At 59.7% G+C, this 19,599-nt stretch carries 18 protein-coding genes; 6 read left to right on the top strand and 12 right to left on the bottom strand.

Annotated elements, in window-relative coordinates; genetic code table 11:
• Positions 1 to 82 precede the first annotated feature (82 nt).
• From P0N66_RS09070 to P0N66_RS09030, 9 genes are all read right to left on the bottom strand, one after another.
• A complete protein-coding gene (locus P0N66_RS09070) occupies positions 83 to 1,546 on the bottom strand; it encodes a cytochrome c family protein (RefSeq protein WP_275804555.1) in 1,464 nt (487 codons plus the stop codon).
• A 418-nt stretch (positions 1,547 to 1,964) separates the two neighbouring features.
• Entirely contained in the window at positions 1,965 to 2,573 is a 609-nt protein-coding gene (locus tag P0N66_RS09065; protein WP_275804553.1) for an FmdE family protein, read from the bottom strand.
• A 43-nt stretch (positions 2,574 to 2,616) separates the two neighbouring features.
• A complete protein-coding gene (locus P0N66_RS09060; protein WP_275804551.1) occupies positions 2,617 to 4,479 on the bottom strand; it encodes an ABC transporter ATP-binding protein in 1,863 nt (620 codons plus the stop codon).
• 9 nt (positions 4,480 to 4,488) lie between these two features.
• Positions 4,489 to 5,322 (bottom strand): ABC transporter permease, encoded by an 834-nt coding sequence (locus tag P0N66_RS09055; RefSeq protein ID WP_275804550.1) that lies wholly within the window; start codon positions 5,320 to 5,322, stop codon positions 4,489 to 4,491.
• Positions 5,312 to 6,271: an ABC transporter permease gene (locus tag P0N66_RS09050; RefSeq protein WP_275804548.1), complete on the bottom strand. Its 960-nt coding sequence runs from the start codon at positions 6,269 to 6,271 to the stop codon at positions 5,312 to 5,314. The genes P0N66_RS09055 and P0N66_RS09050 overlap by 11 nt, the downstream gene beginning before the upstream one ends.
• Positions 6,272 to 6,277: 6 nt before the next feature.
• Positions 6,278 to 7,876, bottom strand: coding sequence for an ABC transporter substrate-binding protein (locus P0N66_RS09045; RefSeq protein WP_275804546.1), 1,599 nt, complete (start codon positions 7,874 to 7,876; stop codon positions 6,278 to 6,280).
• Between the two features lie 97 nt (positions 7,877 to 7,973).
• Positions 7,974 to 8,438 carry a carboxypeptidase-like regulatory domain-containing protein gene (locus P0N66_RS09040; protein ID WP_275804544.1) on the bottom strand — a complete coding sequence of 155 codons (465 nt, stop codon included), beginning with the start codon at positions 8,436 to 8,438 and terminating at the stop codon, positions 7,974 to 7,976.
• Positions 8,439 to 8,532: 94 nt separating this feature from the next.
• Entirely contained in the window at positions 8,533 to 9,303 is a 771-nt protein-coding gene (locus P0N66_RS09035; protein ID WP_275804542.1) for a hypothetical protein, read from the bottom strand.
• A 312-nt stretch (positions 9,304 to 9,615) separates the two neighbouring features.
• On the bottom strand, positions 9,616 to 10,074 hold the full coding sequence (locus P0N66_RS09030; RefSeq protein ID WP_275804540.1) for a ferritin-like domain-containing protein: 459 nt from the start codon (positions 10,072 to 10,074) through the stop codon (positions 9,616 to 9,618).
• 233 nt (positions 10,075 to 10,307) lie between these two features.
• Here P0N66_RS09030 and P0N66_RS09025 point away from each other — a divergent pair, with 233 nt between their 5' ends.
• A complete protein-coding gene (locus tag P0N66_RS09025) occupies positions 10,308 to 10,424 on the top strand; it encodes a TMEM165/GDT1 family protein (RefSeq protein WP_338140555.1) in 117 nt (38 codons plus the stop codon).
• Positions 10,425 to 10,438: 14 nt separating this feature from the next.
• On the opposite strand, the gene P0N66_RS09020 is transcribed toward P0N66_RS09025, so the two are convergent.
• From P0N66_RS09020 to mutM, 3 genes are all read right to left on the bottom strand, one after another.
• Positions 10,439 to 13,672, bottom strand: coding sequence for an efflux RND transporter permease subunit (locus P0N66_RS09020; protein ID WP_275804538.1), 3,234 nt, complete (start codon positions 13,670 to 13,672; stop codon positions 10,439 to 10,441).
• A complete protein-coding gene (locus P0N66_RS09015) occupies positions 13,669 to 14,934 on the bottom strand; it encodes an efflux RND transporter periplasmic adaptor subunit (RefSeq protein ID WP_275804536.1) in 1,266 nt (421 codons plus the stop codon). Before P0N66_RS09015 ends, P0N66_RS09020 begins: the two co-directional genes overlap by 4 nt.
• A gap of 224 nt (positions 14,935 to 15,158) precedes the next feature.
• Entirely contained in the window at positions 15,159 to 16,079 is a 921-nt protein-coding gene (gene mutM / locus P0N66_RS09010; RefSeq protein ID WP_275804534.1) for a bifunctional DNA-formamidopyrimidine glycosylase/DNA-(apurinic or apyrimidinic site) lyase, read from the bottom strand.
• Between the two features lie 279 nt (positions 16,080 to 16,358).
• On the opposite strand from mutM, the gene P0N66_RS09005 reads away from it, so the two are divergent.
• The 5 genes from P0N66_RS09005 to P0N66_RS08985 form a co-directional block, all read left to right on the top strand.
• Positions 16,359 to 16,601 carry a ribbon-helix-helix protein, CopG family gene (locus tag P0N66_RS09005; RefSeq protein WP_275804532.1) on the top strand — a complete coding sequence of 81 codons (243 nt, stop codon included), beginning with the start codon at positions 16,359 to 16,361 and terminating at the stop codon, positions 16,599 to 16,601.
• Positions 16,598 to 17,008, top strand: a complete 411-nt coding sequence (locus P0N66_RS09000; protein ID WP_275804530.1) for a type II toxin-antitoxin system VapC family toxin — start codon at positions 16,598 to 16,600, stop codon at positions 17,006 to 17,008. Before P0N66_RS09005 ends, P0N66_RS09000 begins: the two co-directional genes overlap by 4 nt.
• Before the next feature lie 91 nt (positions 17,009 to 17,099).
• Positions 17,100 to 17,687: a 5-formyltetrahydrofolate cyclo-ligase gene (locus P0N66_RS08995; RefSeq protein ID WP_275804528.1), complete on the top strand. Its 588-nt coding sequence runs from the start codon at positions 17,100 to 17,102 to the stop codon at positions 17,685 to 17,687.
• A 412-nt stretch (positions 17,688 to 18,099) separates the two neighbouring features.
• A complete protein-coding gene (locus tag P0N66_RS08990; protein WP_275804526.1) occupies positions 18,100 to 19,080 on the top strand; it encodes a retron St85 family effector protein in 981 nt (326 codons plus the stop codon).
• Positions 19,081 to 19,082: 2 nt separating this feature from the next.
• A partial coding sequence (locus P0N66_RS08985; protein ID WP_275804524.1) for a reverse transcriptase domain-containing protein occupies positions 19,083 to 19,599 on the top strand: 517 nt, incomplete at its 3' end.

The following is a 19,599-nucleotide window of genomic DNA, read 5'->3' as shown; positions in this document are numbered from 1 at the left end:
TGCCGCGGGATACGGCGAGGGCGGGGTGCCATGGCGCCCCCGCCGCATTGCGCACCGGACAGCCTGTTCATGCTCCGGGCTGTTAGCGATCGGCGGTAATGGTCTGGGTGATGCTGACCATGTCCACCACCGGCAGGTCCGGCATGGCCGTGAGGCCATAAATTTCAGCCAGGTCGATATCTTCCGGTACCGCCGCCAGCAAGGCGTGGGCCACCTTCTGCTCGGCCTGGCGGTAGCGCAGGGTGACCTCGGCGGTGAAGGGTCCTTGATGATGGCCTGGGTTCACTCCGTAGTAAACATCCCGGTAACCTCTGGGGGGAATGGTGTCGTGGCGGGCAAAGGAAATAACTTCCCAGGGGTCCAGGGCGAAATGAAAGTTCTCTCCCATTCCTTCGGAGTTGAATTTGCGGACATAGGGAGGCAGCTTGCCCTGTTCGTCCACGGTGCCGGTGGTCATGACCACTTTCCCGGCAGCGTCCTTGACCGTCATTTCCAGCCAGATCTGGCGGATGTTGGTCAGTGAGGTAGGCAGATTATGGCCGGCCCGCCGGTTTTTTACCCGCACCCGGAGCTCGGCCAATTGCTCATCACGGTAGATGGGGGTCAGTTCCAGGTCGGCGGCGGTCTGAAGGCGGGCCACGGCCATTTCGTACTTTTCCCTGGCGTTAGCGGCCAGCTTGGCATCGCCGGCCTTCAAAGCGGCCTGTTCCACCAGGAAATAAACCAGGAAGTTGGCTCCGTTGAAGTAGTGGCGGTATTCCCCTCTTTGCGGCTTCTGGAAAGTGTCGGCCGAGCGCAGGAAGGTGGCGATATCGACCATGTGGCAGTCCTGGCAGGTGATGCCGTTGACCTGGTAGGGCCCGTCCTTCCATTCCCGGTAAGTGGACTCCAGCGGGGTGTGGGTTTGATAATGGTGGACCTGGTGGCAGTTGGCGCACAGTTCGGCCTGCTTGTGGAGGGGCTGCTCGACGCACTCGTGAAAACCGGCCCCGCAGTGGTCCTGGTCGGCATAGGGGCCGTATTTGGTCCGTACCGGGCCATCGGCGGTGTCCCGCCCCGGTGAGAGAATAAGGGATGCGTTTTCCGGCTGCCGGTATGGGGTTTCCCAGCCGCTGTGGCCGCTGACTGAATGACAGACATCGCAGGAAACTCCGGCCAGGGCCATGTCGCTCAGGCCGCTGACGCCGGCCCCGGAGACTTCGCCGGTGACCAGCCCGGCGGGGGTGTGGCAACCGATGCACTGTTTGGCCACCTCGGGGCCCACCTCATCAAGGGCTTTGGCCAGTTCGCCCTGGTAGACCGGGTCCTGCCAGGCCAGGGCATGCATGGAGGCGGTCCACTCCTCATACTGGCGGGGATGGCATCCGGCGCAGGTCTGGGGCGGGGTGAAGGTCGCCTGGCTTGGCTGGTAACGTAGCAGAGAAGGGTTATAAGGGAAAAGCTGGGGGTCAACCTCGCCCATGGCTTGAGCGACACCGGGCAGCAGCCATAAGCCCAGAACCATGCTGAATGCTACGCTGAACAGGGAAACGTTCAAGGTTTTCATCGGTCTACCTCCTTCGTGGTCCGCTTGCGGGTACTATTGGCTGACAGTTGGTCGGTAAATTATATGTTAAGCCTGTGTTCAGGCTAGCAAGGGGGCGTCGGTAAGTCAACGTGATGAATTGTCGCATCTGTTCGGCTAGATTAAAACCTGTTGCTTTAACGGGCTGAAAATGATCAGCGCCCGTTGCGGGTTCGGGATTGCCTCGGCCCACCAGGGTGCTCAGGGCGAAATTGATCACGTAGAGCAGCGGCGCTGACGTGGTTTATCGGTTCGAGCACCACTTTCTGTTGTGGGCATATGGCCATAATTATGGGCATGGATTTCGTGTTAAAGGGAAATTAAAGAAAAAAATGAAACAATAAAAAGCTCGCCCGTCGTCCGTGGGCGGATGGTGGGGGAGCTGGTGGGGCGACGGGCCCTAAAGCCTCCTTTCCCGGTCGGCGAAGCAGGGGATGCACAGAGTCTTCTCCTGGAACCGGCGGGTGCGGCTCTCCATGGTGCCTTCGCCGCACTCCTCGCAGGTGAGGCTGTTCATGATCCGAGCCTTGGCGGGCAGCGGGCCGGCGGCCTTAATGGTGAACAGTTCCTCAAAAGGGGCGGACATGGTCTGGTGGGAGATTTCCGCTCGCAGGTCGGCCAGGCGCTGCTGCTCCTCCGGGTTCAACACCTGCTGTTTTTGTTTGGCCATCAGCCGGCCCAGCTCCTGGCGGGATTCCCCGAAGAGGCAGGAGCTGGCCACCAGCCGGGCCGCCTTGCCGTCCCGGCGGCGGTGGAAGGTGAAAGCGTTTTTGCCGTAATCGAGATGGATCAGGTTGCCCTTGCCGAAAGTGCAGCCCACCAGCGCCTGGATGGCATCAACGCCGCACATGTCGGTTTCCACCACTGTCACTATTTCCTCGTCGCCGGAGCGACCCATTTCACGTAGGGCCCACTCGGCGGCCCGCAGGCCGATGGCCAAGCCCGGACACCAGTGGCCGTGAAATTCGGTTACTTGTTTGATGGTTTCGGGGGAGAGGGTACAGGACATTTTTTTGCCTCCATGCTGAATTGTTGAATAAAATTGATTGATGTCAAGTGGTTGTCGCGGCGGCTATGAGGCGGGCGGTGCAGGAATGCGCCGGTCGACTCAGTACCCGGGCCGCCGGGCCGCTTTCCACCAGGCGGCCGGCCTCCATTACCGCCAGCCGGTCGGCGATTTTGCGGGCCAGCCCCAGGTCGTGGGTGACCAGCAGCAGGGTCAGCCCCTTTTCAATCTGCAACTCCAGCAGCAGCTTGAGCACCTTGGCCTGGACGCTGGGGTCCAGGGCGCTGGTGGGCTCGTCGGCCACCAGCAGTTGCGGTTGCTGGATCAGGGCCCGGGCCAGGCAGAGGCGCTGGATGGCCCCCAGGTTCAACTGATGGGGGTAGCGGCGCAGAAATTCCGGCTGGGTGGCCAGGCGGACCTCGGCCAAGCTGGTCAGCACCCGCTGTTCAAGGGCGGCGGCATCCAGGTCCGGGCGTTGAATACGCAAGGGTTCGGCCACGATCTCAAAGACGGTGAAGCGGTGGCTTACCGCCTCGGCCGGTTGCTGGTGGATGATGCCGATCCGGGCAGCCAGCCCCAGGGGATCGCGGCGCCGCCAGTCCGCCAGATCCCGGCCGGCAAAACTCACCCGGCCGCGGTCCGGCTCCAGCGCCCCGGCGGCCAGCATGGCCAGGGTGGTCTTGCCGGAACCCGATTCCCCCACCAGGCAGCAGACCTCGCCGGCCCGCAGTTCCAGGTCCACGGGGTGCAGGGCCGTCACCGGGCCGTAGCTTTTGCTGGTTTTCCGGCAGCACAGCAGGTCGATAATGCCGCCCCGCCGGCAGCGAATTTGGTGTTCGTGGCCCTGGTCAATATCCGGCTGGGGGGCGTCCGGCTCCCGCAGACGGTTCAGGGCCGGAGCTTCCCGGCGGCAGGCGTCCTCGGCCTGGGTGCAGCGCGGAGCGAAGAGGCAGCCAGCCGCCGGCGCGTGGCCGTCCTCGTCGGCGCCGGGCGGCGCGTGTTCTTCCGGGTGGTTGCTGGCCGGAGTGACCAGATGTTGGTGATCGTGCCCGCAGGTGCGGTGCTGCTGGACGTTTACGGCGGGATGGGCGTGCAGGAGGCGGTAGAAGGCATCGCCGCGAATGCCGCCCAGATCGCGGACCGCATCCATCCCCGGAAAGGAACGATAGAGAGCCACAGTGTACGGATGACGGGCCCGGTCCAGTTGGCCGGCGGGCAGGTATTCCATGATCCGGCCCAGGTAGATCACCGCCGCCTGGTCGGCGGTTTGCCGAGCCAGAGCCAGGTCGTGGGTAATCAGCAGCAGGCTTTTTTGCTGGGCGGCCAGGCGGCGGAAGAGCTGGGCCAGGTGGTTTTTGCTCAGGCAGTCCAGGGCGGCGGTGGGTTCGTCCAGGATCAGCAGGGGCGGGTCTAAAATCAGGGCCATGGCCAGCAGGCCTCGCTGCACCTGGCCGCCGCTTAGTTCATGGGGATAGCGGCGGGCCTGGTCTCGGTCCAGCCCCAGTTCGGCCAGCCCCGCCAGGGCGCGCTCCTCGGCCTCCCGGCGCTTGACGCCCCGCTGCCGGCGCAGTGGTTCCGCCACCTGGTCCAGCAGGCGGTAAGCCGGGTTGAGGGCCGCCGCCCCGTTTTGCGGCACCACCGCCGCCCGCCGCCAGCGCAATTGGTTGCGGGCGGTTTCATCCAGAGCGGTGAGGTCATCCTCACCCAGCAGGATTTGGCCGTCAACCGTCGCCGCCGGTGGCAGCAGGCCCAGCAGCGCCTTGCCCAGGGTGGTCTTGCCGGAGCCGGATTCCCCCACTAGGGCGGTGATCCGGCCCGGTAGCAGTTGCAGGTCCACCCGGTCCAGGGCCAGCAGCCGGTGGTCATCCTCCCGGTAGGTCACCGTCAGTTGTTTGATTTCCGTTTTCATCGCTTCAGCTCACAGCTCGCGCAGGCGGGGGTCGAAAAATTTTTCCAGGCTCACGGCCAGGAAGGTGGCGCCCATGATCAGCAGGGTCAGGCAGATGATGGGGGGCAGCAGCCAGTAGGGCCAGATTTCCAGGTAATAATATTTCAGGGCATAGCTGATCATCATCCCCAGGGACTTGCGAGCCGGGTCAAAAAGGCCGAGAAAGGCCAAAGTGGCCTCCATGAAGACCGCCATCCGGATCTTGGCGGCCAGGGCCACCAGATAGAGCGGAAAGAGTTCGGGCAGCAGATGACGGCGGAGCAGGTAGCCGACCGAGGCCCCCATCCGCCGGGCCGCCTGGAGGTGGAGTTGGTTTTTCAGGCCCAGGGCCTGGGCCCGGATCACCTTGGCGCTGTTGGGCCAGGCCAGCGCGGCCAGGGTCAGGGCCAGCCAGGCCGGGTCGGGCCGGAAAAAGGCGGCCAGCAGGATCAGTACTAAAATGGCGGGCAGGGCCAGAATAATGTCGGCCAGCCGCATCAAAAGCTGGTCGAGCCAGCCGCCGTACCAGGCCGCCGCCAGGCCGCCGGTTGCGCCCAGCAGCAGGCCGCAGACCCCGGCCAGCAGGCCGAACCAGAGGGTGTTGCGCAGGCTGTGGACCAGCTCGGAGTAGATATCCATGCCGCCGTCGTTGACCCCCAGCCAATGCTGGGCCGAAGGGGTGCTTAAGGGCATGAAGGACATATCGTGGGGGTCGTGGGGGGTCAGCAGCGGCCCCAGCAGGCTCAGACCGGCCAGCAGCAGTAACAGCAGCAGGCCGACGGTCAGCCAGGGGTCGCGGCGGATACGGTTAAACTCAGAGGGCATGGCCGATCCTTGGGTCCAGTCGCCGGTGGAGCAGGGCCAGCCCCAGGTTGATCAAAAGCATCAGCAGGGCCGCCAGCAGCACCACCGCCTGGATCACCGGCAAATCGCGGCTGCCGATGGCGGTGAACAGCAGCGTGCCCAGGCCGGGGTAGGCGAAGATGGTCTCCACCACCAGGGCGCCGGTGATCATGAAGGCCAGGCGCAGGCCGAAACGGGTCAGCACCGGCAGCAGGGCGTTGCGGGCCGCGTGGACGTAGCGTACCCGCAGGGGCGGCAGCCCCTTGGCGCGGGCGGTTTCCAGGTAGGGGCTGCCCAGGATCATCACCATGCCGGCCCGGGTAAGCAGAAAATTGCCCGGCAGGTAGGCCAGTACCAGGGTGAGCAGGGGCAGGGCCAGGTGATGGAGGACATCCAGCAGCCAGGGGCCGCCGCTGAGCTCGGCATAGGCGGTGGTGGCCCCGCCGGCGGGAAACCAGCCCAGGTGGTAGGCAAACAGCAGCAGCAACAGGACTCCGCTGCCGATCTCCGGCACCCCCTGGAGCATGGTGGCGCCCCCGACCCCGGCCTTTTCCAGTCGCCCGCCCCGCCGCCAGGCCGCTTCCACCCCGGCGATAAAGCCCAGGACCAGGGCCAGGAGATGGGCAGTGCCCAGCAACAGCAGGGTCCAGGGCAGGGCTTCCAGCACCAGGCGGGAAACCGGGGTCTGCAGGGCCAGGGAATGGCCCCAGTCCAGGGTGACCAGGCCCCAAAGGTGGGCCGCAAAACCCTTCCGGCCACCCAGCTCTTGCCGGAGTTGGGCCTCCTGCTCGGCATCCAGGACCACCTGTGAGGAGCCGTAAACCGCCTCGATGTAATCGCCCGGCAAAAGCAGCGGCAGGCCGTAGCTCAGGCCGACCATGACCAGGGCGGCCAGCAGGTAGGCGTAAAGGGGCTGGTGACGTGTGTTCATTATCGCTCAGGGCAGCAGGGAAACCTTGTTCTGGGGGATGGGCACACCCTTGCCGATACCGCCGGGGGTAAAGAACCACCGTACCCCTTTGGCCGGTTGATAAGCGGCCAGGGAATCGGGGTAGTAGAGGGGGATGGCCGGTACCTCCAGGGCGTGCAACTCCTGGATGCGGTGCACCAGCCGCCGACGCTCATCGGGGTCCATGGCGGTCATCTGTTCGCGCAGCAGGCGGGCAAGTTCCGGGTTGTCGTCAAACCGGGCGCTGTTGACGGACCCGGCCCCGACCTCGCCGGAGATCATCTCCACCAGGATCAGGGGATCGCCGCCGATGCCGCCATGACCGGAAAGGGCCAGATCAAACTGCCAGTTGCGCACCCGACTGTCGGTGGTGGCCTGCTCCAGGTTGACCAGCTCCACCCGGATGCCCACGGCGTTAAGTTGCCGGCGGATTACCTCGCCATCACGGTCGGCGGCGGTTTCGCCGGCGGCGGTGATGGTGGAGGCCAGCAGTTCCACCTTGAGGGGCCGGCCGTCGCGGTGGTAATAGCCCTGGGCGTCGGCCCGGTAGCCCAGGTGTTCCAGCAACTGCCGGGCCTTGGCCTGGTCGGTGGGGTAATCGGGGGTGTCCGGGTTGTACATCGGGTGGTCAACACTGAGCAGGCCGTAGGAGGCTGGGGCGCCAAAGCCCCGGTGCGCCCGGTCGATGATTTCCCGGCGGTCGATGGCATGGGCCAGGGCCTGGCGGAATTTGCGCTCGTTGAAGGGAGCGCGGCGGTGGTTGATCATCAGCTTTTTGTTCCAGCCCCGCTGGTCGCTAATAATTTCAAAACCCCGTTGCCGCAGTTGGGCCGCCATCTCCGGGCGGATGTTGGCCAGGTCGGCCTGGCCGCCGGTCAGGGCCACTAGGGGCTGGCCGGCCCGCAGGTAAATAAGGCGCTCCGCCGTGGGCCGGCCCTGGTAATAATCGGCAAAGGCCTCGTAAAGGTAACTGCCCCGGGCCTGGTCGAAATTCTTGAAAACGTAGGGACCACTGCCGATAAAGGCGCTGGGTTCGTTAAAATTACGGGGGTCGCTGACCTCCTGCCAGATGTGGCGGGGCAGAATCGGCATGATGCCGCCGATATTGGAGATAAAGGGGGCGTAGGGCCGGGTCAGGAAGATGGTTACGGTGTGGCGGTCGATGGCCTTGGCTTCCTTGACATGGTCCAGCATGACCCAGTGGTAGGGGTGTTTTTGGAAATATGCGACGGTGAAGACCACGTCGGCGGCGGTCAGGGGTTCGCCGTCATGCCAGCGGGCCTTGGGGTTGAGCTTGAAGGTGAAGGCCAGGTGCTCCGGGTCGTAGGACCACTCCTGGGCCAGGGCCGGGATGAAGCCGCTTTCATCTTTCCAGACCAGGGTGTCGAACACCCAGGACATTCGAATATAACCCACCCCCCGGGGGTAGTGGAGAAAAGGGTTGGGGTATCCCCAGTCGCCCCGGCCGTCGGCAATCTTTAATGTACGGGTTTCATTTCCGGCGTAGGACGTTGTTGCCGGGCCGCCGCCCAGCAGCAGCAAAAAAACACTTACTATGGTCAGGTTGCGTAGTAAGGCAGAGGACATTCCGCTATTCCTTCCAGTACATTCGTGGACTTTTTGCCGGATCGTCATGGAGTGGGGTGACATGGAGTGGGGTGACATGGTCGCCGGTCGGGTTTTTTCAGTTTTTGGGCCGACGACGGAAGAAAAGGGCGGTGCCGATAAAGCCCCAGATCACCGCCCCGGCCATCAGCCAGCGCTGGCCGGAGGTGGTGGCCGGCGGCCCGGCGGCGGGGCCGGTGGCTTGATCCTTCTGTTGTGTGTCCGCGGCGGCCAGCTCGATATGGGCCATGGCGCCGTGGCCACCCTGCCGGGCCTGCACCGTCCAGGTACCGGTCAACTCCGGGTCCGGCACGAAGCTGAAGCGGCCGTGCTGATCGCTGGTCCCGGTGTGCCAGGCTTCGGTGGGGTTGTCCGGGGCGTAAACGATGATTTGGGCCTCCGCCATGGGTTGCCCGGTATCGTAACGGGCCTCGATGACAATACCCGGCGCCGGGCGGTATTCCACCAGGGCTCCGTGGGCCGCCGCCGGTGGAGCCGGCAGGAGCAGCCCGCCAAGGCCGATCAGCAGCGCTGAAAATGCCATCAGCACAGGCAGGCCCGGCAGATTGACGCTCCTGGTTCGTCCAGACGCCAACGCCCGGTATGATTGTTTGGTCCTGATCAACATGATTTTTCTTCTACTGGCGGCAATGGCCTTCGCCGGCGTGGCCCAGGTGCAGGCCATCCATGCTGATTTCGTGGACTTTGCCGGCGGCGGCAAAGGGGGTAAAGCCCGGGGCCGCCAGGTTCACGGGGGCGTCAGCCGCCTTGTCGGCCCGGCCAAAGAGGTGATCGAAGTGAAAGGTCATCTCCAGGTCGGCGCTGCCGCCGGCGGTGAGAAAACCCTTGCGCTGGTCCCCGACAAACTCGCCGCATTGATAAACGGCTTCTTCCCGGGTGCCGATGGTGAATTCAGCCTTCCGGTCGCCTTTGCTGGCCTGGCCGATCAGCAGCATGGAGTAACCTTTGGCCGGCCCGGAAGCGGCAGGTTGCATCCGCCAGGAAATGGCGTTGTAATGTCCCGCCGGAGCCGGGCTTGCTTCACCCACCTGTACCGGCGGGTCGTCGTCGGTGCCGGCGGCCAGGTCCACGGTATGCACCCCAAGCAGGCTGATCCGTTGCGCCGCGATGATGTCTTTATGATCGTGGGGGTCAAAAGGAGGGGAGGTCTGGTAGGCGGTAATCTCGGCCAGGGTGACATAGGCGTGGGAAAAGGTCAGGCGCCAGCCGTCTTTGGTCAGCTTGGGGGCCAGAAAACCCTCGGTGACCAGTTCTTCCCCATTGGCGTAAAACTGCAGAGTGCCGGCGGTCGCCGGGGCTGCCAGCAATGGTCCCAAAGTCAGCAGTCCCAGTAAGATAACCCCCGAAAACAGCATGTTGTGGTCGGTTTTGTAGCGTTGCAATACCATTTTGGACCTCCCCGGAATATTGTTATATATTATTATTTTGTGTTACTGGTGCCCTGTAGATAACAACCGCCGGGCCGGTTGTCAAATGATTTCCAGCGACACTTTTCAGCTACTAAGACCGGAGCCTTGTTCCGGTCTTAGTAGCTGAAGCTGCGTCAGCGGCCTTAGGGGTTATTTTCGGTACCCCAATGGCCTTTTGCAGTTGGCGGTTTTGGGGGTTGTGGTACTGGATGAACTCGGCCAGATCGGCGAAGCTCAGGGGGGCAAAGGGCGATAAATGATCGCCCGGCACTTTATTTTTGAAACGATTCCCTACCACACCTCAGGGTAGGCCACATCCACAAATTTTTCTTCCATAATATGCTTGTGGCTCCGTTCCATTGCTGCCAGGCTCATGAAAACAGATTTCAATTCAGGGTCGATACAGTTTTCCGCCAGGCTGGTATATTTTTTCATGGCGATCTCTTCGTTTTTCATGGCCAGGCCGATCGCACTCTTCAGGTCCATTTCTGCAGAAACCTTTGGCATTTTAATGGTCTCTGACACATGAAAATCCGTTTGAAAGTCAAAATGAGCGACATTCACTTTTTTCTGCTCCAGGATTTCGGTCAGGATCTTCTCATGCTTGGCCTCTTCCTGGGCAAACTCGGCAAACACCTCTTTAAGGTAGCTATCCTTGATCCGTTCACCAACCTGCTCATAAAATTTTCTGGCATCTATCTCGCTCTGTATGGCACTTTCAATGGCCTGACGGCATCGTTCCAGTTCCATATTAATCTCCTTGTATATTGGAATGATTTTCTGGGGAGGGGAAAGTCGCTGTATTCGTCCCGTGCTTTTTCAGCTCCGTGAGTAGCAGGTGATAGGTGAGTTGATACGTAGTCCCTTACGGAGTCCTGGCAAACTGTACGGGGTGCCAGCGACAAACCCGTGCAGCTTGTCTGTTCAAAACCGTCACTTCGTACTGAATAGTTACAGCCGACCGGCATGTCAACAAAAAATAGATCCCCAAAACGGCCTTCATCACCACCTTTGTGCTCTTTTTCCTGACGGAGATGGGCGACAAGACCCAGATCGCCACCGCCATCGGTCTGTGGGTGATGGGTGCGGCCATGTTGTAAGGGTAATTAATGCTCTACGTATGCTCCCTTTCCAGTACCATATAGAGGGTGGGCACCAGCACCAGGGTGATGAAGGTGGAGAAGAGCACCCCGAAGCCCAGGCTGATGGCCATGGGGATCAGGAACTGGGCCTGCACGCTGGTTTCGAGGATCATGGGAAAAAGACCGCCGAAGGTGGTCAGCGAGGTGAGCAGGATGGGGCGGAAGCGGCGGCATCCGGCGTCGATTACCGCTTCGCGGGTAGTGGCGGCGCGGGCGGAACCTTCTGATCTCCCCAGCCCTGCCGGGCCGTTGGGCAGGCTTGGGCCGTCCGGCGGTTGCTGCCGATTGTCCAAGTTGCCCAAGTCGCCCTCATAGCCCTGCTGGCGACGGTTGCGGTTGATCCGGTCAATCAGCAGCAGCGAGTTGTTGACCACCACCCCGGACAGAGCGACGATGCCGAACACGCTCAGGATGCTCAAATTATAACCCAGCAGCAGATGCCCCAGCAGGGCGCCGACGATCCCGAAGGGGATGGCGGCCATGATGATCAGCGGCTGAATGTAACTCCGCAGCGGGACAGCCAGCAGGGCGTAGATGGCGAACAGGGCCAGCAGAAAGCCCCGGGCCATGCTGCCCATGGACTCCCGACGCTCCTTTTCCTCCCCTTCCAGGTCATAGCTGAGCCCCGGAAAATCGGCCATCAATTCAGCCAGGACCGAGCTTTGCAGGTCGGCCAGGATCTCCTCGGCATTGGCCTGGCGCTCGTCGACACTGGCGGTGACATTGATCACCCGTTTGCGGTCGGTGCGATTGATGGCGGCAAAGCCCCGGCCGTCGATAACCTCGGCGGCCTGGAGCAGGGGAACGTCGCCGCCGGCCGGGGTGCGGATGGTCATCTGTTCCAGGTCCCAGACACTGCGCCGCTGCATCTCGGGATAGCGGACCATGACCCTGACCTCGTTGCGGCCCCGCTGTACCCGCAGGGCCTCGGCCCCGAAAAAGGCGCCGCGCACCTGGCGCCCCAGCTCTTCCTCGGTTACCCCCAGGCTGCGGGCCGCCGGTTTAAGGCGCAGGGTCAGCTCTCTTTTGCCCTCGGGGAAATTGTCGGCGATATCGCCGACCCCGGTGTATTTGGCCAGTTCCTCCTGCAGGTGGTCACGGACGGTGAGCAGGGTGTCGAAGTCGTCGTGGGCCAGCTGGACATCGATGTGGTCGCCGAAACGTACCAGGTCGGTGGTAAAGCTCAGCGAGCGGACGCCGGGAATCTCCCCCACCAGTTCCCGCCAGCGGGCGGCCACCTCGGCGGCCGGCACCTCGCGGACCTCGGCGGGCTGTAAAAAGAGGGTGGTGGTGGCCAGGTGGGTGCCGCTGTCGCCGCCGCCCCCGCCGGGACCGCCCTGGGCCGCGGTCCCGCCGATGATGGAATAGAGGTGGCGTAAGATGGTGCGATCATCCTTTCGCCGGGCGTCGAACTCGGCGATGGCCTGTTGAGCCTGTTCCACAATGAAGGCCTCGACCCGGGCCGTATCCTCCACCAGGGTGCCCTGGGGCATCTCCAGTTCCACCAGGATGGTGTCACCCTCCACCTCCGGCATGAAGCGAAACTGGACAACCCCGCCTCCCACCACACCGACGGCCAGCATCAGCATGACCAGGGCGGCGGCCAGGGTGATGCCGCGATACTGCAGGCAGAAGTCCAGGGTGCGCCGGTAGGGGCCGTTGATCAGCTCCTGCAGCAGGTCATTGACTCGCCGGTGCAGCTCCTTGATTTTGCCCACCAGCCCGGAGCTGGGGACCGGAACATTCTCCCGGCGGCCCAGCAGGGCGGGCAGAACAAAGAGAGAGACCGCCAGGGAGACCAGCAGAATGCTGATCACCACCAGGGGAATTGAATAGATGAACTTGCCCATGGTGCCGGTGATGAAAAGCAGCGGCAGAAAGGCCGCTACCGTGGTCAGCACCGAAAAGACCACCGGCACCGCTACTTCCCAGGTGCCCTCCACCGCCGCCTGGGTCTTTTCCTTGCCCCGGCTCCGGTGTTCATGGATGCTCTCGCCCACCACCACCGAGTTGTCCACCACAATCCCCAGGGCCATGATGAAGGCAAACAGCGACATCATGTTGATGGAAACCTCGACGCCGGGCATGAACAGCAGCGCCCCGAGAAAAGAGACCGGCAGCCCCAGCATGATCCAGAGCGAAAGTTTGAATTCCAGAAACAGGCTTAAGATGACAAAGACCAGCAACAGGCCGATGGCGGCGTTTTTCAACAGCAATTGAAAACGACTTTGCAGCACCTCGGAGTTGTCGTTCCACAGGGCCAGGTCGATCACCGTCTCGGCGGTGTCGATCTCCCGCTGCTGGACATAATTGCGGATCAGGGCGGAAATTTCGCGGGGTTTCTGGTCGCCGACCCGGAAAACCTGGACCATGGCGGCGGGCTGGCCGTTGAACCGGCTGATCAGGTCGATCTCTTCAAAGCCGTCGCGCACCGTGGCGATGTCGCCCAGGTGCAGCAGGCTACCGTCGGCGTCGGCCTTGACCACGATATCTTCATGTTCCCGGCCGGTATAGCGGCGCTCCTTGGTGCGCAGCAGAATCTCCCCGCCCTCGGCCCTGATCACCCCGCCGGGAATATCCTGGGAAGCCTGGCGGACCGTGGCCGCCACCCCTTCCAGGGTAAGCTGGTGGCGGCGCAGCATCTCCTCGTCAAGCTCGATGGAAATCTCGTAGGGCCGCACCCCGGTCAGTTCAACCTGGGTGATGCCCTCCAACTCCAGCAGATCGTCGCGGATCATTTCCGCCCACTGGCGCAAGGTTAACTCCGGGGCAGGGCCGTACACCACCACCGAAATCACCTCGCTGCGGATCAGCGCCTTGCTGACCACCGGTTGCTCGGCATCGACCGGAAAGCTGATGATCCGGTCCACTTCGCTCTTGATGTCCTGCAGCACCTGGTCGACGTCGGCGCCGGTGTCGATCACCGCGTTGACCGTGGCCCGTCCTTCGGCGGCGGTGGATTTGATCTCTTTAATGCCGTCAACCGCGGCGATGCTCTCCTCGATCTGAAGAACAATTCCCGCCTCAACCTCTTCGGGGCTGGCGCCGGGATAGTTGACGGTGATGGTCACCCGGTCCAGGGTGATCTCGGGAAAGACCTCCTGCTTGATGGTAAAGGCCGTAATCAGGCCGCCCAGGGTGAAGAAGAGCAGCAGCAGGGTGGCGGCCACGTGGTTATGGGCCATCCATTGAATCTGGCGGTTCATGGCCGGTCGGCTCCTTGTTCCGGCTTAGATTCGGGTTTTGCCCCCGCCACTTGCCCGCCCTGCTCGCGGTTGTTGTTGGCCCGCAGCAGCATGCCGTCCACCGCGCCGGTTAGCTCGGTGAGCACCACCCGGTCGCCGGCCGCCAGCCCGTGGTCGACGATCGCGATTTCCTTTTCCTGGCGCACGATATTAACCGGGCGCAAACGCAGGCGACTATCTTCATCCATCAGCCAGACCGTGCTGTCTCCCCGGATAGTCCGCCGGGGCAGCACGAAGACCTCCTCCAGGCGGTGGCCGGCCAGTTCAACCCCGACAAACATCCCCGGCAGCAGCGAGACCGGCGTGGCCTGGGGGGCGGCAAGCTGGTAGGGATCGTCGACGGCGATCACCAGTTGAACCATCCGCCCCTGGCTTTCCACCTCGCCCAACGACCGGCGCAGGAAGCCGGACCACTGGTGCTCCTGGTCGCCGACAGTAAAATTCACCAGGGCGGGGGAGCCGTTTGCCGTCACCCCCGGCCGGGGCAGCTCCAGCCACGGGACTTCGGCCTGGGGCACCGGCACCACAATCTCCGCCTGGTCGGTGCCGGTCAGAGTGGCGACATTGCCGCCCGCCTGGATGAACTGGCCCATTTCCAGTTGCCGCTGGCGGATCCGGGCGTTGAAAGGGGCATGCACCGAGGTGCGCTCCAGGTCCAGCCGGGCGGCGGTCAGGTCGGCCTCGGCGGCGGCCAGTTCGGCTTGGGCCTCCTGCAGTTGCGGTTCAAAGAGGGCCAGGGGGCTGGGTTCCAGCCTTGCCCCGTCGCGCTGCTCAAACCGCTGCCACTCCTGGCGGGCGACGGCGGCCCGTTCGGAGATTTCCGCCAGCCGGGCCTCGGCTCGGGCCGTCGTAGCCCGGGCGCGTTGCCGGGCCAGTTCATAATCCGCCGGGTCCAGGCGGAAGAGCAGCTCGCCGGTCCGGACAAAGCCCCCGGCGACGAAATCCGGCCCCAGGGCGATAACCTCGCCCGAGACCCGGGGGATAATGCTGATTTCCTGTTGCCCCCGGACGGTGCCGCTGCCCCGGACCAAGACCTGGCGGGTCTCGGGCTGCACGGTCAGCAGTTCCACCAGGGCGCCGCGTTCTTCGACCTCCCGCGGCTCCGGCGCCCGGCGCTGGGACAGCAGCAGTTGCATGAGCAGAAACCCCAGCAGGAGAATCAGCAGGGGCAGAATGATTTTTAAAAACTTTGTCCGGCCGGACGTTTTTTGAGCGATGGGCATGTTGTCGGCGCCTTAATCAGTTTTTAACAGCTCAGGATCGGGGCCTGCTTGTATGGAGTGGCGGGCAACAGCTCGCACTTACACAGTGAGCCACTGCCTTCATTTTGTTCCGTTTTTCTGGCCCAGACAATGTTTTTTTGCCAACGATCACCTGTCGCCATCGAAGCTTGCCGCAACCTGCGGCCCCCGGGTGTTGGCCAGCCTGCGATTCGGGGCCGGGTTGATTACGGCTGGCGGCGCTGCGGCGGCTTGGCGCGGCGCTGGCACCGGGGGCAAAAATAAGTCGCCCTCCCGGCCTGCACCGTGCGGGCAATTTCCCGGCCGCAACGGCAACAGGGCTGGCCGGCGCGCCCGTAAACGGCCAGTTGCACCTGGAAATAGCCCGACTCGCCGGCGGCATTGGCAAAATCGACAATGGTGGTGCCGCCGGCGGCAATGGCCCGGGTCAATATCTGCCGGGCGGCGGCGCAGATCTTTTTCAGCTTGGGTCGGGAAACGGCCAGGGCTAAGGTTTCCGGGTGCACCCCGGCGGCAAACAGCACCTCGCTGGCGTAGATGTTGCCGATGCCCACCACCACCTTGTTGTCCATCAGCAGGTTTTTGATCGGGGTGCGCCGGTGGGCGCAGGCCAGGGCCAGGTAGGCGGGGCTGAAGGCCTTTTCGTCCAGGGGCTCCGGCCCCAGCCCGGCCAGCAGCGGCGGGGCGGCGGCCTCGGCGGGGGCAAAGACGGCGACCAGCCCGAAGCGGCGGCAGTCGTTGAAGCGGATGGCTTCGATTACCGGTGGCTGTTCACCGGGCTCCATAATTTGCAGGTTAGACGACCCGGCTGGTCCGCGGTCGGCGGCCAGGTGCAGCACCAGGTGGTCATGCTTGCGGGCCGGTTCCCGACTCGTCGCCGGATAAATCTTGCCGGTCATGCCCAGGTGGAAGATCATCAGGGCGCCGTTGTCCAGGTGCAGCAGCAGGTATTTGGCCCGCCGGGCCACCCCGGTCACCCGGGCGCCTTCGCCCCATTGGCACAGTTCGGCCAGGGGCACGGGGCGGCGCAGAGGCAGGCCGCTGGCGCTGATCCGGGCGATTTGCCGGTTCAGCACCAAAGGCTCCAGGCCTTGGCGCACTACTTCCACTTCCGGTAATTCAGGCATATTTTTTTCGCGGTGGGGCGACGTTACCCTTGACCGCTGTCCATGTTTGATGGTCTGGAAGTTTACGCCCGGTTACATCAACCGGGCGTGTTCAGTGAATTTACCTTAAATAACCCATGCCGGTCAATAAGCTAAGCATTAAATACAGGTCGGGAACAATCAAGAGGACGGGTAAGGGGACTATTTCCCGGCCGGTTATGCTGAACATTATGTACTGAAAAGAAAAAATTGACACCAATCCACCTTCGCATTACAATATGTAATACGGAGGATACGACGATGATCACATTAAGATTAGATCCAAAACTTGAGCAGGCTATTCAGAATACGGCAAAGAATCTTGGCCTGACCAAATCAGAATTAATTAGAAAAAGCATTTCAGAATATCTTGGCAAATTGAGCCAACCTAGCCCTTGGGAACTAGGTGAAGATATATTTGGAAAATACTCTAGTGGCCTATCAAATTTATCGACTAACCGGAAAGAGCTATTAAAAAATAAGATCAGAGCAAAAAGAAAATGAAAAAAATTCTTATCGACTCTGGTCCGTTAATCGCTCTTTTTGACTCATCTGACAAATACCACCAAGATGCCGTAGATTTTTTAAAAAACAACAAGTTACCACTCATCACTACTCTTGCGTCAATAACTGAAACCCTGCATCTGTTAGACTTCAATAGAGATGCGCAAATTGATTTCATTGAGTGGGTGAATCGTGGGGCTGTTGAAGTTCACAATATTGAAAATGAAGACTTCAAACGGCTAAAAGAGTTAACTGCAAAATATCGTGACCTCCCAATGGATTTTGCAGATTCTTGCCTTGTTTTCTTGGCAGAAAAGCTAAGCATAAACACAATTGCAACAATCGATCGAGATTTTACAATTTACAGAATCAAGGGCAGAAGAAAATTTAAAACTATTCTTTCGTAGCCATCGCGTAAATGAAGAGAGTGCTTTTGCCGCAAATTGAAAAAATTTATTACAGGTCAATAAGGTAAGCATTAAATACAGGTCGGTAACAATGCAGATCGAAGAACAGCGCCGCCGCTTGCGAGACCAGGTTTTGACCGCCCGGGACGGTTTAACCCCCGCCCAGCGGCGGCAAAAAAGCGCCGCCATCCATGTCGCCCTGGCCGCTCTGGCCGCCCGGAAGCCGATGCGCCGGGCCGGGGTGGTCATGGTCTATCTGCACTTCCGCAGCGAGGTGGAAACCCTGCCGGCCCTGGCCGCCCACCTGCCGGCCGGCTGCCGCCTGGCGGTACCGCTGACCCGGGTAAAGGAAAAGCGCCTGGAAGTTTTTCAACTCACCGACCCGGACCGCCAACTACGCCCCGGCTATTGCGGCATCCCCGAACCGGACCCGGCCTTCAGCCAACCCCAGGACCCAACGGAAATCGACCTGGTCCTGCTGCCGGGCAGCGTTTTCGACCACCAGGGCGGCCGCCTGGGCTACGGCGGCGGCTATTACGACCGCTTCCTGGCCGACCACGCCCCCCAGGCAATACGGATCGGCCTGGCCTTCGACCTGCAGGTAGTACCCCAACTCCCCCTGCTACCCCATGACCAGCGGCTGCATCATTTGGTGACCGAATCTGGCGTTGTTCTGTAGGTGTTTATGGCCCATTCCGCCCAGAAATGGCTTGTCACGCCATTTCTGATGAATTAGCTTGCCAAATAAGGGTGATAGGTACGACACTAAAAATCCGCGTTTTTATCTTTCGCCCCAGGAAGGTAGAGTAGCCGCCTTGGTGGCCGGGTGGTATGCAGGCCCGTAGAATTATTTGTTCGGCCTAGCTGTTTGAGAGGCATATATGTTGACAAGTTTGTAGTTTTGATGGAAAGTATAAACGCTCTTTAGCGAAATAAGCTGAATTAACTTAGCTTTGTCCGGCGCTCCGCTGGACTTGCAACTATTGATGGCTTTTATTGGCACGGTAGGCCGCTTTGGCTCACCGGCTCCAAGTATTCGCCGATAAGCCAAAGCGGCCTACCGTGCCGCGCTCACAGTAAAGAGCCTTATTTTGAAAACAGAAAAAATATATTCAGAATGGATATCCGCTGTTGATTTAACAAAAACTCGTATCGTCCAATTTCCTTCCTTTATTTTTCTTTGTGGTGGGCGCATTTCTGAGAACCACCAGAATAAGTTCTTGTCCTGCCGTGACATATTCTATTCCTACATCAAGCGAAATGGCTGCTCCTTTCGTGAAAATGTTGTCCTTGCCGAACAAATTTTCGAATATTTTGACCATTCAGATTATCAAGATTTATTACATTTTGAAAGAGATTTGGCAGAACTCTCTTCTTTGACTGTGATTTTTTCTGAAAGCCCTGGGTCTATTGCCGAACTTGGGTCATTTGCAGTGCTGAACACGATCCAAGATAGACTTCTTGTTGTGATGCATCAAGATGACACACATCAAGAATCATTTATTTGGAGAGGTCCAGTTTCATTCCTTAAGAATCTTGCTAAAGAGAACGGAAATGACGACCCAATTTCAATATATGACTGGAAAAAAAAGAGAGATGACGATTGCCACATAACCATTGAGGACTTTTCTGATGCTATCGACCTATCAGAAACAATTGAGTCTGTGATTAGCAAACTTCCAAAGACTGCAAGTTTTAATAAAAAGAAACTAGGTCACATTATGCTACTTATTATTAGTTCTCTGAAAATTGTTCACCTGGCGACATTAGAAGAGATCATTTTTTTATTAAAAGGTTATGGAATTGATGTCGATCAAAAGGCGGTAAAACGGTACTTAAGTTTACTGAAATCGCTTAGCCTTATTGTCTTAAAACCTTATCGGAATTATGAATTTTATCTTGCTGCACCTCAAAATGATTGGATTTCATGGGAGTATAAGACTGAAACTGCTAGAAATCGTGACGCTGACCGCTGGGCAAATCAATTTGTAGATTTTTATGAAACAAACCAAAAAGAGAAGTATAGAGCCCTTCGTTCATATTTAAAATCGACCGGACAAGTTGGAGACTAAAAATGCCGACTACAATATTAGGAAATATGTCCGACGATCTTCTAATCACTAAAACGAAGCTAGATTATTTGATCAGGAGTGCCCCTTATCGTTACAAAGTGTATCAAATTCCAAAAAAATCGGGTAGTGGCTTTAGAACAATTGCCCAACCAGCCAAAGAGGTTAAAAGGATACAATATTGGGTAATAAAAAATATTTTCCCTTCTTACTCTGTTCATCAGGCAGCTTCTGCTTATATGAAAGGAAAAAACATTTTCCAGAATGCAAAGGCTCACTCCAGTAAACCATATCTGTTAAAATTAGATTTTAAAAATTTTTTCCCATCAATTAAAGGCGATGATTTTTTAAAATATTCACAATCCAATAATACACTTTCATTGTCAGCAACAGACTTACAACGGTTGGTAAGAATTTTATTTCGTCTTCCAGAAAGGAATAATGATTTTCAGCTTTCTATAGGTGCACCAACTTCTCCATTCCTGTCAAACGCTATCATGTTTGAATTTGACTCTCATATTT

Source organism: Desulfurivibrio dismutans (assembly GCF_029210385.1).
Classification (GTDB): domain Bacteria; phylum Desulfobacterota; class Desulfobulbia; order Desulfobulbales; family Desulfurivibrionaceae; genus Desulfurivibrio; species Desulfurivibrio dismutans.
Note: the sequence above shows the minus strand (reverse complement) of the source record. Positions and strands in the feature narration are given on the sequence as shown.

Coding starts and splice junctions, on each gene's coding strand:
- P0N66_RS09070 (WP_275804555.1), bottom strand. CDS start 1,546: ATGAAAACCTTGAACGTTTCCCTGTTCAGCGTAGCATTCAGCATGGTT.
- P0N66_RS09065 (WP_275804553.1), bottom strand. CDS start 2,573: ATGTCCTGTACCCTCTCCCCCGAAACCATCAAACAAGTAACCGAATTT.
- P0N66_RS09060 (WP_275804551.1), bottom strand. CDS start 4,479: ATGAAAACGGAAATCAAACAACTGACGGTGACCTACCGGGAGGATGAC.
- P0N66_RS09055 (WP_275804550.1), bottom strand. CDS start 5,322: ATGCCCTCTGAGTTTAACCGTATCCGCCGCGACCCCTGGCTGACCGTC.
- P0N66_RS09050 (WP_275804548.1), bottom strand. CDS start 6,271: ATGAACACACGTCACCAGCCCCTTTACGCCTACCTGCTGGCCGCCCTG.
- P0N66_RS09045 (WP_275804546.1), bottom strand. CDS start 7,876: ATGTCCTCTGCCTTACTACGCAACCTGACCATAGTAAGTGTTTTTTTG.
- P0N66_RS09040 (WP_275804544.1), bottom strand. CDS start 8,438: ATGGCATTTTCAGCGCTGCTGATCGGCCTTGGCGGGCTGCTCCTGCCG.
- P0N66_RS09035 (WP_275804542.1), bottom strand. CDS start 9,303: ATGGTATTGCAACGCTACAAAACCGACCACAACATGCTGTTTTCGGGG.
- P0N66_RS09030 (WP_275804540.1), bottom strand. CDS start 10,074: ATGGAACTGGAACGATGCCGTCAGGCCATTGAAAGTGCCATACAGAGC.
- P0N66_RS09020 (WP_275804538.1), bottom strand. CDS start 13,672: ATGAACCGCCAGATTCAATGGATGGCCCATAACCACGTGGCCGCCACC.
- P0N66_RS09015 (WP_275804536.1), bottom strand. CDS start 14,934: ATGCCCATCGCTCAAAAAACGTCCGGCCGGACAAAGTTTTTAAAAATC.
- mutM (WP_275804534.1), bottom strand. CDS start 16,079: ATGCCTGAATTACCGGAAGTGGAAGTAGTGCGCCAAGGCCTGGAGCCT.
- P0N66_RS09005 (WP_275804532.1), top strand. CDS start 16,359: ATGATCACATTAAGATTAGATCCAAAACTTGAGCAGGCTATTCAGAAT.
- P0N66_RS09000 (WP_275804530.1), top strand. CDS start 16,598: ATGAAAAAAATTCTTATCGACTCTGGTCCGTTAATCGCTCTTTTTGAC.
- P0N66_RS08995 (WP_275804528.1), top strand. CDS start 17,100: ATGCAGATCGAAGAACAGCGCCGCCGCTTGCGAGACCAGGTTTTGACC.